Raw genomic sequence first — 13,507 nt, forward strand, 5'->3', positions numbered from 1 at the left:
AGAATTAAAGTTATTAAGATTCATTTTACTTTATTGATAAAATAGTTGAAATAGGAAAATATTAGTTTGCAAAAAGCAACTCTTTCTGACAAATCCAAAAGGAATATCGCATTCTATGTTGAATTTAAAATAATTGAAATTTGCAATGTGGAAAACAGACAGAATAATTTCGTTTACCATAATATTAATCTAGAGGTGTGCAGAATGATGAACCTCATAAACCGGATTACACTTGACTTAAAAAAATCAAATTTAACTCAATATTGGCCTGATTTTAAAATTGTTGCATTTGCTTTATATGATTCTTCGAATGTTTATTTATTTAACCACCCAAACCACAGGGATCTACCCAATACCTATCAAACCATTGAGTGGAATGAACAGTTTGTCGGCTGTACTCTGATTCTCTTTGAAGAGTACCCAACCGCGATTGTAAATCTTGAAATGTTTAATGACTACGAGAGCTTGTATTCGATCATCGTTCATGAATTGTTTCACGGTTACCAATATCTAAAGGATGAAAAGCGGTTCCCAGATGAAATTCTGGGAATTACTTATCCATTAACCAATGAAAATATAGGGTTAAGAAATCAAGAAAGATTTCACCTTTATCACGCGTTATTGGAAAAAGACATACAGAAGAAGAAATTCCATGTCTGTGCGTTCATGACTTTAAGAGATCATAGAGCGGTAAAAATTGGTGAGTATCATTCCTATGAGAGAATGATTGAAACCGTTGAGGGACCGGCGTGGTATGTTGAATTCATGGCTTACGAAGAGAAAAGCCAACTGGAATATATCTCAGTTTTACAAAAGTATGGGGAGTATTTGATTGATCCCTATGAATCTGCCTCTAATATCAGAAGAAGCTGCTATAGTTCAGGATTGGCTATGTGCTTCCTGCTGGACGAATTATCACCAGGTTGGAAGGTTGACTATTTAGATAGGGAGGAAACATTGTACGACTTTTTCAAAGGGAAGGTTTCATATGTACCGATAGACCACATTGAATTAGCTTCAGACACGGAGGGTGTCATTCAATATGCAATTGGAAATAGAGAGAAAGAGTTTAGATGGTTTGAAGAACTGGAAGGTGAGTTACTGATTATAGAAGGGGAGATGAGGACAACATCCTTTGATCCAATGAATATCATCTTATTGGACAATAGGCTTCTACATAAAAACTTTCTGAAAGTGAACCTCGGGTCTGATGAATTTTTGATTCAACAGCCTGTGCTTGCTAGTTTTATAGATAGGATTCAAATCATGAATAAAATGCAGCTTAAATTAAAGAAAGAGCCCATCGTAAATAATGACTCAATAACAGTTGAAAGTATTGGAGTTATAAAGGGAAGATATCACAAACAAGGGACCAACCATCACTTGTATCTTCATGCACAAAGGAGTGAAATCTCGAAATGATCAAAATTAAAAAATGTTCAATAGAAGATATAAAAGACCTTCAGGAGATTAGCCGGGAAACGTTCTATGAAACTTTCAAGGAACAGAATTCTGCTGAAAATATGGAGGCTTATTTAGAAAGGGCTTTTAATAGAACACAGCTTGAAAAAGAAGTATCTACTGCTTATTCAGAATTCTTTTTTGTATATTTTCACGATGAAATCGCTGGATATTTGAAGTTGAACACGGAAGGTGCCCAGTCGGAACAAATGGGTGAGGACACCCTTGAAATTGAGAGGATTTATATCAGGACCAAGTTTCAAAAGCATGGCCTTGGTAAGTATCTGCTAAATAAAGCGGTTGAGATCGCTATGGAACACCATAAAAAGAAGGTCTGGCTTGGCGTTTGGGAGAAAAACGAAAATGCGATTGCCTTTTATAAGAAGATTGGCTTTGTCCAGACTGGGTCACATTCATTTTATATGGGCGATGAAGAACAAATCGACTTGATCATGATCAAAAATCTTATTTAAGGTGGAAACATTATGTATATACCTACGCATTTTAAGCTGGAAGATGAAGCCATGATCCATGAATTCATTGAAAAGTATAGTTTTGCAACTTTGATTTCACAGCATAACGGAGTGCCTTACGCTACTCATCTTCCGTTGGCATTCAGGAAAACCGAAAATGCGTTATATGGCCATTTTGCACGTCCGAATCAACAATGGAAGGATGCAGTTAACCAACAAGTTCTTGCTATTTTTCATGGGCCGCACAGTTATATTTCACCTTCCTGGTACGAAACGATGAACGCCGTTCCTACATGGAATTATGTTTCTGTCCATGTATACGGAAAAATGGAAATAATCGAAGACCAACAAGTGATATTTAAATCATTAAATGAAATGGTTGGAAAATACGAAACTGCCTCAAGTCCATACAATTTAAGTGAGGTAGATGCGAGTTACATAGATGGCATGAGCCAAGGAATCGTGGCCTTCAAAATCAACATCACAAAAATCGAAGGAAAAGCAAAATTAAGCCAGAACCATCCAGCCGAACGACAAAAGTTGATAATCAAACAATTAGAAAACAGTACCCAGCAGGACGATCAAGAAGTTGCGGCACTGATGAAGAAGAATCTTGAAACAGAGGGACGGTTCTAGTGTTTTAATTGATCGTTGAACACCTTTAATGGGGGAGAATAGTGTGAAAAAGTATAAACATGCATTGATTTCATTAATGCTACTTGTCATTTGCTTAATCACCTGGCAAGTCACGGGATCGGCGGCTGAGAAAACAGCTGAAATGGATCAGGTAACTTCCTATGCGTTATATAGTTTCCTAGGCACACTAACTTTCCTGGTGAGCACTGTCATTCTGTTTTTAAATATTTTATTAAAACGAGTAAAAGGTTCTAAGCCATATAGCTAACATCAGTTCCTGGCATAGGTTTGGACAGGATTAATGGGGAAGTCATAGACAAACACAAAAAGAAAAGCCGCTCAACAAAGCGGCATTTCTCATTTTTAGTGCTTATTTATTCAAAGGGGGAACATCTTTCCTGACGACATCGAACAATCCTGCACCGATGATGTCGAGGGCTGATTGCATTCTTTCAGGTGAGATGTTGTCTTCGATTGTGTCTTGTGGTGTATGGTAGACTTTCTCGATATGATAGACTAACGGGCTCCAGCTGTCGATTCCCATCCAGATGAACAGGGCGGCTGGGATGCCGGCATTATGGAATGGGACATGGTCACTTGAACCGAAAGTACCTGGCAGGATATCAGAATTTCCTAAGCGTGCTCCGGCTGCCATAGTTGAATCCGTGACGATATTAGTCGAGCCGTTTGGCGTCATGGCATAAAGGTTTTTCGCTGGGCCGTAGCTTGTGGCAACCATGTCGGGAACAAAGACAGCCTCGATTTTATCTCGCTGTTCCTGAGTTAATTGATCCACATAATATCTTGCCCCGAGCAGGCCGCGCTCCTCGGAACCAAAGGCAATAAACTTCAATTCTTTATCGGTATTGTAGCCTTTATAAACACGAGCAAGTTCAAGCATCAACCCTACACCAGATGCATTATCGTTACCACCAGGAGCACCGACGACGCTGTCATGGTGAGCGCCCAGAATCACTTCTTTTGTATTTTTATTATTTCCTTTAGGAGCCTTTGTCGCGATAACGTTTACGGATTCCAGATTAGAGAAATGCTCAGCTGATAGGTTAATTTCAACAGGGCCTTCCGCCAGCTTTTCTTTCAGCCATTCCCCCTGAATGTATGCCGCTCCATATACTGGGATTTCAACAGCACTAGTTAAACTTGGGTTGAATGTTTGCCCATAATTTCCGCGGCTACCGACAAGACTTTGCAGGATGACACCCGCAGCTCCGGATTGCACAGCATTGTCCACTTGAGTGCGATAACCTGCTACTGAGGATGCTCTAGGCATTACGACAATTTTGCCTGCGGTATAAGCCGGGAAATCTGCTGGATTTGTCCCGCCATCGACAAAAATAACCTCTCCAGTGACATCTTCCTTGCTTACCTTTCCATTCGGTGCAGCAGCCATCTGCCAGGAAGTACCGTCAGCAAAGGAAACATCGGCTATGTACTGGTCCGCTACCGGGAAGTATTGAAACTCTACCTCGTAGCCGTAGCTTTTTAGGACATTCGCAATGTACTCAGCGGATTCCTTTTCCGCTTGCAGCCCGCCAGGACGAGGGCCAATCTCTTCAGATAAGTAACGGATATGCTCGATTGCTCGCGCTGCGTCCACTCTGGCAATCACTTTTTGATCCTGTGAATAGCCCGATTTCCCATTGCCAATATCGGTTTGAGCAAATCCGACAGAGCCGAACGCCATCGACAATGCTAAAAGTGAAGCCGCTACTTTTAACCCTTTTTTCTGTAAAACCATGTTTCTCCCTCCTATTAATCAGTTCTCTAAGATTCTAGTAAATCCAAAATCTTACATCTATATCTTATTTCACTAGGAAACGAAGGGACAAGTTAAAAAGTTCCTAATTTTCTAAATTTTACATAATATTAACGGGACTAAAGTATCAAAGGGGATGGATAGGGATTAATAAAATACCTTTTAAAAATTGGAAATTCCTGCTGATTTTCTCTCTAGCAAAATTTATACTAGAAACAGAGACTTTTAGGGGAGATATCATATGTATAAAATCATGCTGGTCGAAGATGATCCGCAGCTGTGCGAGCTGATCAAGGGGAATTTGGAGCGCTATGGTTACCAGGTGGAGCTGCCGGTTCATATTGCAAAGATCGAGGAAGAATTTGCGGGTATCCATCCTGATCTTGTTTTACTGGATATCAATCTGCCTTATTATGATGGCTATTATTTGTGCCGAAGTTTTCGCCAGCGGTCGAATGTACCGATATTGATGATTTCTGCACGGAGCCAGGAGATGGAGCAGATCATGGCAATCGAGCTTGGTGCGGATGATTTTATCACGAAGCCGTTCACATTTGAGATGCTCCACACGAAGATTAAGGCGACGTTAAGAAGGGTGTACGGGGAATATTCGGCAAAGGAAGAGGACAAAAACTGTGTTGGTTTGCTTTGTCTTGATGAAAAGACCTTCGAGCTCGAGTATAAGGGTTCAAGCGCAGAGCTTTCAAAAAATGAGTACAAATTGATGAAGAAACTGATAGAGCATCAGGGAACTTTTGTTTCGAGGGAAGCTCTGATCGAGGAAGTATGGGATGCGGTCACTTTCGTAGATGATAATACACTGACTGTCAATATGACGAGGATTAAACAGACTCTAGCTAAGCTGGGGTTAAGTCAGGTTATTAAAAGCAAGCGAGGAGTGGGCTATATGCTCGAGATGCAGAATGATTAGAACTCTGTTCTTCATGTTCATAAAAGACCGCTTGCTGCTGATTTTATTTTACATAATCAATATTGTATGTGTTGTGCTGTTTTTCCATCTGAGTGAACCTGCGAACAAGGAATACTTTTATCCATTGTCAATCGGTTTATTTTTCTTAACTGTATATTTGCTTATTGATTGGTTCCGTTTTTATCCAGCCCATCGAACGATTGCGATGCTTATGCAGGGGCAGAATGTCGATTTCACGGCACACACAATGGAGCAGAAGGCGTTCCAGCAATTGCTCCATAAACTTGTCAATGAATACACAAAGGAAAACAATCAGTTAAAAGAACATAGCAAAGAGAGAATCCATTTTCTTTCACACTGGATGCACCATTTAAAAACTCCGGTATCTGTGATCGAGCTGATTTTACATAATGAAGAAAAAACAGAAACGATGGAAAAAATCCATGAGGAGAACAGACGTCTTCACAATTCCATTGAGCAGGGACTGACGATGATCAGGATGGATCAGTTTGGCAATGACTTTGAGGTGCAGAATGTTGATTTGCTTGCTTCGTTACGGAAGCTGATTAATGCAAGGAAAAAAGAGTGGATCTATCAATCTGTTTTTCCTGCCATTGAATCTAATGGCGAACATGCGATGATCATAACTGATCCGAAGTGGAATGAGATTATGATTGATCAAATCATCACGAATGCAATTAAGTACTCTTCCCTGAAAGAAGGCAGCAAGAAACTGGTCTTTAAAATAGAGAAGAAAGGCGATCATATCGAACTATCGATTATCGACGAGGGTGCCGGCATTCCTGAGTATGATCTAGAACGGGTTTTCCAGCCGTTTTTTACTGGAGAGAATGGAAGGCAGCATCGGAATTCCACAGGTATAGGCCTGTACCTCAGCAAGAAAATCGCTGACAAAATGGGAGCGGGAATCACCATCCATTCCAAATATAGAGAAGGAACAACGGTCACCCTTCGCTGGCTGGCCGGCCAAAGAGGTTGAAGTCACTTCATGATACCTTACAAAACTGTAAGGTATTTTTTAGCGACTTCGATGGCTGCGTTTCTTTTTCATAACTATGATGGTGATAGATTGTTAGTGGGAGGTTGAGTCATGGTTATTATGGAAACTGAAAATATCGTGAAAGTATATGGCGGGGCAAGTGGGGAAGGTTCGACGAAGGCGCTTGACGGTGTCAGCCTTTCGGTCAATGAGGGAGAGTTCGTGGCGATCATGGGGCCATCAGGAAGCGGGAAGACGACATTGCTGAATGTCCTGAGCGGGATTGATCAGCCTAGCTCAGGCAGCGTTTCGATTTCTGGACAGGAAATTAGTGAAATGACAGGGGATGCACTTGCTCTTTTCCGGCGCAGACAGCTGGGATTTGTTTTTCAGGAGTTCAATCTTTTAGACAGTTTGACGGCAAAAGAAAACATCATCCTGCCGATGGTGCTTGAAAAGAAGTCAACAGCTGAAATGGAGGAGAAGGTCCAGGGTCTCGGGGAGCTTTTTGAAATCGATTCGATTCTTGATAAGTATCCTTATAATATTTCGGGCGGCCAGCAGCAGCGAACTGCCGTCAGCCGTGCTCTGGTGAATGAGCCGGCGATCGTTTTTGCGGATGAACCTACCGGGAATCTTGATTCCAAATCTTCGGCTGTCATCATGGAATGCTTTGAAAAAATAGTCAACGAGCTAGGAACGACGGTCCTGCTCGTCACGCATGATGTGTTCGCGGCAAGCTACTGCCAAAAGGTTGTGTTTATCAAAGACGGGCAGATTCATTCAAGTATCGTGAAAAAAGGGAGCAGGAAGGAGTTCCTGAATTCCATCATGGATCACCTGGCCGTCCTGGGAGGAAGAACCCATGACATTTAACCAGGTAGTCTGGAAGATGGCGAAGGCCGATTATAAAAAATACATCTTTTATTTTCTCTGTAACAGCTTCGCAGTCATGTTCTTTTTCATGTTTTCAACGGTGTATTTCAACAGCCGGATAGAACAGGCGAAAAAGCTTGAAGGCATTCAGGACGCATTATCGATCCCGGGAGCTGCGCTGATTATCTTTACGATTTTTTTCATCAGCTATGCCCATAATGTTTTCATGAAAAAGAGAAGAAGTGAGTTCGGGCTCTTCTTGTCATTGGGGATGTCACCAAGGGACATCAGCAAATTGCTCGTGATTGAAAATGGGATCATCGGAATGGCGTCGATTCTTTCCGGCCTTCTTGCAGGAGCGGTTTTTTCCAGATTGTCTTTCATGCTGCTGATGAGCAGTATCAATTTGCAGGACATTCCGTTTCATTTGAGCGGTAAAATGTTCTTATATTCAATCGGGGCTTTTTTGGCGGTCTTTTTGCTGGCGGTTGGAAAGTCGCTGATTTTTACACTTAGAAGCAGTATGATCCTCGTGATGAAAAGCAACAGGTTTGCAGAGACCATCAAAATGAGAAGTCCTCTCCTGGGTGCTTTCGGCCTGCTGCTGATGGTGGGTTCGATCCTTACTCTTTATTTTACCTATGAAGAGTCCTCAGGGGCGTTCCTGCCGCTTTGGACGATGGCGATGTTTTTAGGCTTGTATATCGCATTCAGCCAGGCTTCCAGCTTTTTAATTAGACTAGCTAAAAAATTTCCTGGTTACTATTTTCACCGATTGCTGTTTTTGTCCAGTCTTGAATATAAATTCAAGCAGATGACCTCAATCATTATGCTTGTTGCCGTGATGATTATGATCACGATTTTCTATAGCACCCTGCTTTTGACCTTTTATAAAGCTTCCGAAAAGGATGCGGTTAAAAACAATCCTTTTGATGTAGCGTATTATCAAATAGAGACAAAAAATAATCTGTCAGAGGCAGAGCTTAACAAGATCTTGCAGACGAAGGATCAGCTCGAAATTCCGATTTTTTACTATTTGGAAAAACAAATACTTGCTGGCAATGGTTATCACTCTTACAATTTCATGTCACTAAGAAACTTCAATGAACTGACTAAGCAGGAAAAGAGTCTTGAGAACCAGGAATTTCTCTTCTTCTTAAATTCTGAGCCTGAGTATGCCCATACCGAATTTTCTGAAACGTTCCGAATCTCAATGGGGAATGATGAGGTTACGTTTGAAATGAAGGATTATGTCGTGGAAAGAAGGATCAATCTGCTGCCTAACTCATATGAGTTTGTGGTTGTGAATGACGAAGTATTTGATAAGATGACCAACTCATTGGATGGCCATGTATTGACCCTGAATTTATTGAATGTTGAGGACTGGAAAAATAGTGAGGGTGCTGTGGGGGAATTGGTGAAGAAATTTGAAGCCATGAATCAGGCAGCACCGCCGGCCAATTTTTCAGATCTGCCATACATCGAGGAAGAATTGTTCCGGGTGGCCTCAAAGGTGGCTGACTTCCATCTGAACAAAACAACCAGCGGAATCATGTTTTACGTCACCACATTTTTAAGCATCCTGTTCTTCATGGGAACCTTCATTTTATTGTATTTGAACCTGTTTTCGGAAGTGGATACAGAAAAGGCCAAATACAAGAATCTCTATAAAATAGGAATGACCTCGAAGGAAGTAAAGAAGAATGTAACAAGGGAAATCATGACGATTTTCTTCGTACCAACTGTGATCGGAACTCTTCTGGCGTTCATTTACTTGGTGATCCTGTCAACAGATGTTGGAGGAATCATGAACAATCCAGACATCCTGATGCATTTCCTGTTAATCGCAGGAATCTACCTGGCCATCCAGCTTGGATCCTACTTTTACGCAAGGAAGAAAATGCTGATCCAGCTGTTGGGGTAGTTACTAGAGTGCTTCTTCCATAGTGAGAAAAGTAAAGCAGTTCAATTTGCAACAGAATTGGACTGCTTTTATGTCGCAATAAACTGGTTCTTTTTTTACAGATTCTGAAATGAGAGTCCACTTACTGGGTAATTATGTTAAAATAAAGGGAGTAAAGTTCAACCGTCCGATTAATGCGCGGGAGGATTGCCTATGAATGAAGGGGTATTATTTGGAGTTCTGATATTCATACCCGGAATCATCTTATTCCTGTTTCCACCCAAAGAGATCAACTACATTTATGGTTATAGAACTCCAAGATCAATGAGAAATAAAGAAAATTGGGAGAAAGCGAATAAATACAGCAGTCGTTTGATGATTATATTCGGGTTAATCATAGTTGTTATTTCACTTGTTTTTAAAAGTACAATTTTAAATTTAATATCGCTTGGAGTTTCAATCATCCTTATTTTTATTTTGGTAGAGATGAAAATATCAAAGAATTAGTTTATATGAGGGGGATTTATTTTGGAATTTATCATGATTTTAGTCGCGTTTTTAGTTTGTATGGTTATTGGATCGATATTGAATATTCTTTTGAAGACAACCAAGAAAATAAATTGGTTCATTACCTTCGCGATCAGTTTATCCGTAGCCGTATTTGTCCAAATCCTAAATGTTATGTGATATAACGAATTAGATTACCAGATATGTTTACTAAGCAACTTCCGGCATATTAGTATTTTTTTAACAAGTGATTTGAGAAATAGATTGTACAAAAACGCCTAATTCGTTTGATTTAATGGCTTTTTTTTCCATCGAAAGGGTATCATTCGTTATATAATCTGAGAAAAGGTAAATGTCAGAGGAAAGATTTATAATTCTGATCTTTCGGCCAAGCTCACCATCATTCAGCAAGCTTGGCTAGTTTGAATTAACTATTTGATTTAGAAGAATCCCCATTCAATTTCTCCAGCAACTCGATGATTCGTTTGTTTTGTTCGACTTGCTTCTCCGAATTTTTATATACCCGATACACCCATATTAATAAAACAATAAATGAAATCGGCGCTGCTAATCCAATGAATAAAGACATTAACCCCATTGCAGATGGTGCATACATTCTATCTCCTCCTCTGCTAAATAATACCATTTTTATCCTAGTGCAAGTGTTTAAAGTTTTATGACAAGTTTACTTAAAACATTTAAGTTTATTAGACCTTTTTGAAGCTACCTAGGGTCAGAAGGTCTATTAAAAAGAGTTTATTAGACAATTTGAGGGTCACTAGAGGGATAAACGTCTATTAAAAAAATTTTATTAGACATTTTGAGTGTTACCAGAGGCCGAAATGTCCATTAATTGCTCTAGCCTTCCAAAATTGTCTCTTACTCTCCCCGCGAAGTTTCCCACCAAGCAACCATTAAAAATGCTATAATTATCATAATAATTAGATAAATCACCAAAACTACTAGAAAAGGTGATCATATGCAGTATCTTCGTTATCAATGGGAGCCGTTTTTATCGTATGGGCAGCTGTTTGAGGTGGAGAAGAATAAGATTGTGTACCGTCAGGGGGAGGCGGGGCGCGGGATTTATTATTTAAAGAGCGGAGAGATCAAGGTGACGCTGCTGTCGGACAAGGGGGATGAGCGGATCATCAATATGGTGCCGCCGGGGATGTTGTTTGGCGAGCATGGAGTTCACGGTGAACCGTATTTGACGAGCGGGGCGACGACTTGTGCTTCGAGAATCTATTTTTTTTCGGATGAGGCGGTTGCAGCCATTACGAAAGAGCATCCGCATGCGGCTGGTATTTATACGGACTCGTTAATCTATAAATTTCGTACTCTTGCGGAAATCATTGCCCACCTGGACAGTCCGGTAGAACAGCAAATGGCCTTCTATTTGTTAAAGCTTGTTCAGGAAAACGGGAATGCCTCGATGAACCAGACTGCTTTTTCAAAGTATATCGGCACTTCCCGGATCACGGTGAACAAAATCATTCAAAAGTGGAAGCAAAAGGGGTACATAGAGCTTCATAAGCGTGAAATCGTAATTAAAGATTTTGATAAAATCAGGGCGATTGCCCAAAATCCAAATGATGCTTAACTCACCAGGTTTCTTAGGAAATCTGGTTTTTTTATGAAGTATTTTCGTTTGTTGATTTCGATGATGCCGGCTTCCTGCCACTCCTTCAATACTTTGTAGACTGTAATCCTGGTCAGGCCGGTGCAACAGGCAAGGTCTTGCTGGGATATCGGGATTTCGTAATTTTTGAATTCATCACAGATATTATGCAGGAGAACAGCAAGTTTTTGCTCTGATGTAAGCGCATTCAAATTAATCCGATCTAAAAGAATTTTCATTTTATGAATGACGCTTTTTGAAAAAAGTTTGAAGAGTTCTGGGTGGGCGATCATCAATTTGCGGAATTCGTCTGCTGAAAAATGATAGACAACGGAATCTTTAACGGCAATCGCGGTGGTGAAATGGGTTTTCTGGTCGAGTGACTGGACACCGAGCAGCTGGTTCGGGATGACAATATTCAACATGTTTTCTTTCCCAGTCGCGGTTTCTGTTACAATCCGGACCAGGCCTTTGTGAAGATAATAAAAGCCTTCTCCGTATTCTCCTTGCTTGTAGATATGCTCCTTCTTTCTGAAAAATTGGCGGGTGCCAAATTTCAGGTAATCCTCCCAATGGAAAATTTCCTCGTAAACCGTAACCATACCATGACCTCCCCGAAAGTAACGATGATATCTAACATTATCATAGGGGAAACAAGGTAAAATTTCTATAATTAGTTAGATAATTTAGACTTTTAAGAAAACTATTTTAAAAAAAACGTTAAATAGGCTACAGTTGCGAAGGAAATTTAGTATTACAATTCTTTATGAATTTTCAAATATTTTTTTCAGGAGGGTGTATATGGGAATTAGGACTGGGGCTCAATATATCGAAGCGGTTAAAGCACGTAAACCTGAAGTTTGGCTATCTGGCAGGAAGGTGGAGAATTTGTTCGAGGAGCCTGTTTTTAAGCAGCCGATCCTTGAAATTGCAAAGCTGTATGACATGCAGCACGATCCGGAATTCCAGGAGAAAATCACTCATGTGTGTGAGGAGACGGGCGAGCGTGTGAACAACGCATTTCTTGTGCCGAAAAGCTATGAGGACCTGGTGAAGCGCCGCAATGTATTCGAAGCATACGCAAGAGCTACATTCGGCCTGATGGGCAGGACACCGGATTTCTTGAATGTCGTGGTAACCTCCATGTACTACAATTCTTGGTTCTTTGAAAAATACAATAAAAACTGGGCGGAGAATGTCCGCAACTACTATAGATACCTGCGCGACAATGATATTTTCCTGACACATGCGATCATCAACCCGCAGAATGACCGCAGTAAAACATCGCATGAACAGAAGGATACGTACACACATCTTGGTGCGGTAAAAGAAACGCCGGACGGATTGGTGGTAAGGGGAGCAAAGATGCTGGCGACACTCGCACCGGTTACGGATGAAGTCATCATCTACTCTTTCCCTGGCTTTGCGCCTGGCGATGAGAAGTACGCGCTTGCGTTCGCAATTCCAATCGATACTCCAGGATTGCGCATCATTTGCCGTGAGCCGATGCAGGACGGAACACGTTCATTCTTTGACCATCCGCTTGCTTCCAGATTCGAGGAAATGGATGCCTTACTTGTCTTTGATGATGTCGTTGTTCCTTGGGACCGCGTTTTCCTTTACAACAATGTCGAGGCAGCGAACAAATTGTATCCGATGACTGGAGCTGGTCAGCAGCCGGCACACCAATCTGGGGTTAGAGGTCTTGTGAAATTGGAGTTCGCCACACATGTTGCCATGAAGGTGGCTGACACGATTGGCGTCGATGGGTATCTAAATGTCCAGGACCAGCTTGGTGAACTGGCGCAGTCACTTGAATCGATCAGGGCACTGCTGAAGGTGGCTGAGTATGAGCACACGATGACAGAGCATGGAGAAGCGATGCCAGCCTACGTGCCGCTTGAAACGATTCGCGGCTTGCTGCCAAAAATGTATCCGCGTGCGATTGAAGTCATCCAAATCGTGGGTGCAGGCGGCCTCCTGATGTCACCAACTGGGGCTGATTTTGAAAGTGCTGAATTGAGAGACTCGATTGATAACTACTATGTAGGACGTGAAGGCATCTCATCTCTGGAAAGGGTCAGCATCTTCAAGCTTGCATGGGATCTTTGCGGAGAAGCATTCGGCCAGCGTTTGCTGCAGTATGAGCGTTATTATACAGGCGACCCGATTCGCAAGAGAGGGATTTTCTATAACAATTATAAGCGCCAGACTCCGCTCACGATGGTCGACGAGGCGTTGAAGGGTGCACAGCTGGATGAGAAGGCGCTGGATGAAAAAGAGCTGGATAACAAGGAAGCGCTTACAAACTAGGCGATCATT

At 41.4% G+C, this 13,507-nt stretch carries 15 protein-coding genes; 12 read left to right on the forward strand and 3 right to left on the reverse strand.

What is annotated here, in order from left to right; genetic code table 11:
• Window positions 1-66: 66 nt before the first annotated feature.
• The 4 genes from EJA10_RS02515 to EJA10_RS02530 are packed head-to-tail and all read left to right on the forward strand — an operon-like array spanning window position 67 to window position 2,838.
• Entirely contained in the window at window positions 67-1,422 is a 1,356-nt protein-coding gene (locus EJA10_RS02515; RefSeq protein ID WP_246017652.1) for a hypothetical protein, read from the forward strand.
• The gene (gene paiA / locus EJA10_RS02520; protein WP_125478434.1) at window positions 1,419-1,934 is read left to right on the forward strand and encodes a spermidine/spermine N(1)-acetyltransferase; all 516 of its coding nucleotides are present in this window, start codon (window positions 1,419-1,421) and stop codon (window positions 1,932-1,934) included. Before EJA10_RS02515 ends, paiA begins: the two co-directional genes overlap by 4 nt.
• 12 nt (window positions 1,935-1,946) lie before the next feature.
• A complete protein-coding gene (locus EJA10_RS02525) occupies window positions 1,947-2,570 on the forward strand; it encodes an FMN-binding negative transcriptional regulator (RefSeq protein ID WP_125478435.1) in 624 nt (207 codons plus the stop codon).
• A gap of 43 nt (window positions 2,571-2,613) precedes the next feature.
• On the forward strand, window positions 2,614-2,838 hold the full coding sequence (locus EJA10_RS02530) for a hypothetical protein (RefSeq protein ID WP_125478436.1): 225 nt from the start codon (window positions 2,614-2,616) through the stop codon (window positions 2,836-2,838).
• 102 nt (window positions 2,839-2,940) lie between these two features.
• Here EJA10_RS02530 and EJA10_RS02535 read toward each other — a convergent pair whose 3' ends face one another.
• Entirely contained in the window at window positions 2,941-4,329 is a 1,389-nt protein-coding gene (locus EJA10_RS02535; protein ID WP_125478437.1) for a M28 family peptidase, read from the reverse strand.
• A gap of 259 nt (window positions 4,330-4,588) precedes the next feature.
• Here EJA10_RS02535 and EJA10_RS02540 point away from each other — a divergent pair, with 259 nt between their 5' ends.
• From EJA10_RS02540 to EJA10_RS23195, 6 genes are all read left to right on the forward strand, one after another.
• Complete coding sequence (locus EJA10_RS02540) at window positions 4,589-5,278, forward strand: response regulator transcription factor (protein ID WP_125478438.1); 690 nt, start codon at window positions 4,589-4,591, stop codon at window positions 5,276-5,278.
• Window positions 5,271-6,278: a sensor histidine kinase gene (locus tag EJA10_RS02545; RefSeq protein ID WP_125478439.1), complete on the forward strand. Its 1,008-nt coding sequence runs from the start codon at window positions 5,271-5,273 to the stop codon at window positions 6,276-6,278. Before EJA10_RS02540 ends, EJA10_RS02545 begins: the two co-directional genes overlap by 8 nt.
• Before the next feature lie 111 nt (window positions 6,279-6,389).
• Complete coding sequence (locus EJA10_RS02550; protein ID WP_125478440.1) at window positions 6,390-7,154, forward strand: ABC transporter ATP-binding protein; 765 nt, start codon at window positions 6,390-6,392, stop codon at window positions 7,152-7,154.
• The gene (locus EJA10_RS02555) at window positions 7,144-9,078 is read left to right on the forward strand and encodes an FtsX-like permease family protein (protein WP_125478441.1); all 1,935 of its coding nucleotides are present in this window, start codon (window positions 7,144-7,146) and stop codon (window positions 9,076-9,078) included. Before EJA10_RS02550 ends, EJA10_RS02555 begins: the two co-directional genes overlap by 11 nt.
• A gap of 192 nt (window positions 9,079-9,270) precedes the next feature.
• The gene (locus tag EJA10_RS02560) at window positions 9,271-9,564 is read left to right on the forward strand and encodes an SdpI family protein (RefSeq protein WP_125478442.1); all 294 of its coding nucleotides are present in this window, start codon (window positions 9,271-9,273) and stop codon (window positions 9,562-9,564) included.
• Window positions 9,565-9,585: 21 nt separating this feature from the next.
• Entirely contained in the window at window positions 9,586-9,744 is a 159-nt protein-coding gene (locus tag EJA10_RS23195; protein ID WP_170169041.1) for a hypothetical protein, read from the forward strand.
• 247 nt (window positions 9,745-9,991) lie between these two features.
• On the opposite strand, the gene EJA10_RS02565 is transcribed toward EJA10_RS23195, so the two are convergent.
• Window positions 9,992-10,180, reverse strand: coding sequence for a hypothetical protein (locus EJA10_RS02565; protein WP_125478443.1), 189 nt, complete (start codon window positions 10,178-10,180; stop codon window positions 9,992-9,994).
• Between the two features lie 363 nt (window positions 10,181-10,543).
• Here EJA10_RS02565 and EJA10_RS02570 point away from each other — a divergent pair, with 363 nt between their 5' ends.
• Window positions 10,544-11,167: a Crp/Fnr family transcriptional regulator gene (locus tag EJA10_RS02570; RefSeq protein WP_125478444.1), complete on the forward strand. Its 624-nt coding sequence runs from the start codon at window positions 10,544-10,546 to the stop codon at window positions 11,165-11,167.
• On the opposite strand, the gene EJA10_RS02575 is transcribed toward EJA10_RS02570, so the two are convergent.
• Window positions 11,164-11,787: a Crp/Fnr family transcriptional regulator gene (locus EJA10_RS02575; protein WP_125478445.1), complete on the reverse strand. Its 624-nt coding sequence runs from the start codon at window positions 11,785-11,787 to the stop codon at window positions 11,164-11,166. The two genes, EJA10_RS02570 and EJA10_RS02575, sit on opposite strands and share 4 nt — an antisense overlap.
• A gap of 199 nt (window positions 11,788-11,986) precedes the next feature.
• On the opposite strand from EJA10_RS02575, the gene EJA10_RS02580 reads away from it, so the two are divergent.
• Complete coding sequence (locus EJA10_RS02580; RefSeq protein WP_125478446.1) at window positions 11,987-13,498, forward strand: 4-hydroxyphenylacetate 3-hydroxylase family protein; 1,512 nt, start codon at window positions 11,987-11,989, stop codon at window positions 13,496-13,498.
• Window positions 13,499-13,507: the final 9 nt, after the last annotated feature.

Source organism: Mesobacillus subterraneus, assembly GCF_003937825.1.
Classification (GTDB): domain Bacteria; phylum Bacillota; class Bacilli; order Bacillales; family Cytobacillaceae; genus Mesobacillus; species Mesobacillus subterraneus.

Bases quoted from the DNA above. Each gene is read 5' to 3' on its own strand.
- paiA (WP_125478434.1), top strand. From the start codon at position 1,419: ATGATCAAAATTAAAAAATGTTCAATAGAAGATATAAAAGACCTTCAG.
- EJA10_RS02525 (WP_125478435.1), top strand. From the start codon at position 1,947: ATGTATATACCTACGCATTTTAAGCTGGAAGATGAAGCCATGATCCAT.
- EJA10_RS02535 (WP_125478437.1), bottom strand. From the start codon at position 4,329: ATGGTTTTACAGAAAAAAGGGTTAAAAGTAGCGGCTTCACTTTTAGCA.
- EJA10_RS02540 (WP_125478438.1), top strand. From the start codon at position 4,589: ATGTATAAAATCATGCTGGTCGAAGATGATCCGCAGCTGTGCGAGCTG.
- EJA10_RS02545 (WP_125478439.1), top strand. From the start codon at position 5,271: ATGATTAGAACTCTGTTCTTCATGTTCATAAAAGACCGCTTGCTGCTG.
- EJA10_RS02550 (WP_125478440.1), top strand. From the start codon at position 6,390: ATGGTTATTATGGAAACTGAAAATATCGTGAAAGTATATGGCGGGGCA.
- EJA10_RS02555 (WP_125478441.1), top strand. From the start codon at position 7,144: ATGACATTTAACCAGGTAGTCTGGAAGATGGCGAAGGCCGATTATAAA.
- EJA10_RS02560 (WP_125478442.1), top strand. From the start codon at position 9,271: ATGAATGAAGGGGTATTATTTGGAGTTCTGATATTCATACCCGGAATC.
- EJA10_RS02565 (WP_125478443.1), bottom strand. From the start codon at position 10,180: ATGTATGCACCATCTGCAATGGGGTTAATGTCTTTATTCATTGGATTA.
- EJA10_RS02570 (WP_125478444.1), top strand. From the start codon at position 10,544: ATGCAGTATCTTCGTTATCAATGGGAGCCGTTTTTATCGTATGGGCAG.
- EJA10_RS02575 (WP_125478445.1), bottom strand. From the start codon at position 11,787: ATGGTTACGGTTTACGAGGAAATTTTCCATTGGGAGGATTACCTGAAA.
- EJA10_RS02580 (WP_125478446.1), top strand. From the start codon at position 11,987: ATGGGAATTAGGACTGGGGCTCAATATATCGAAGCGGTTAAAGCACGT.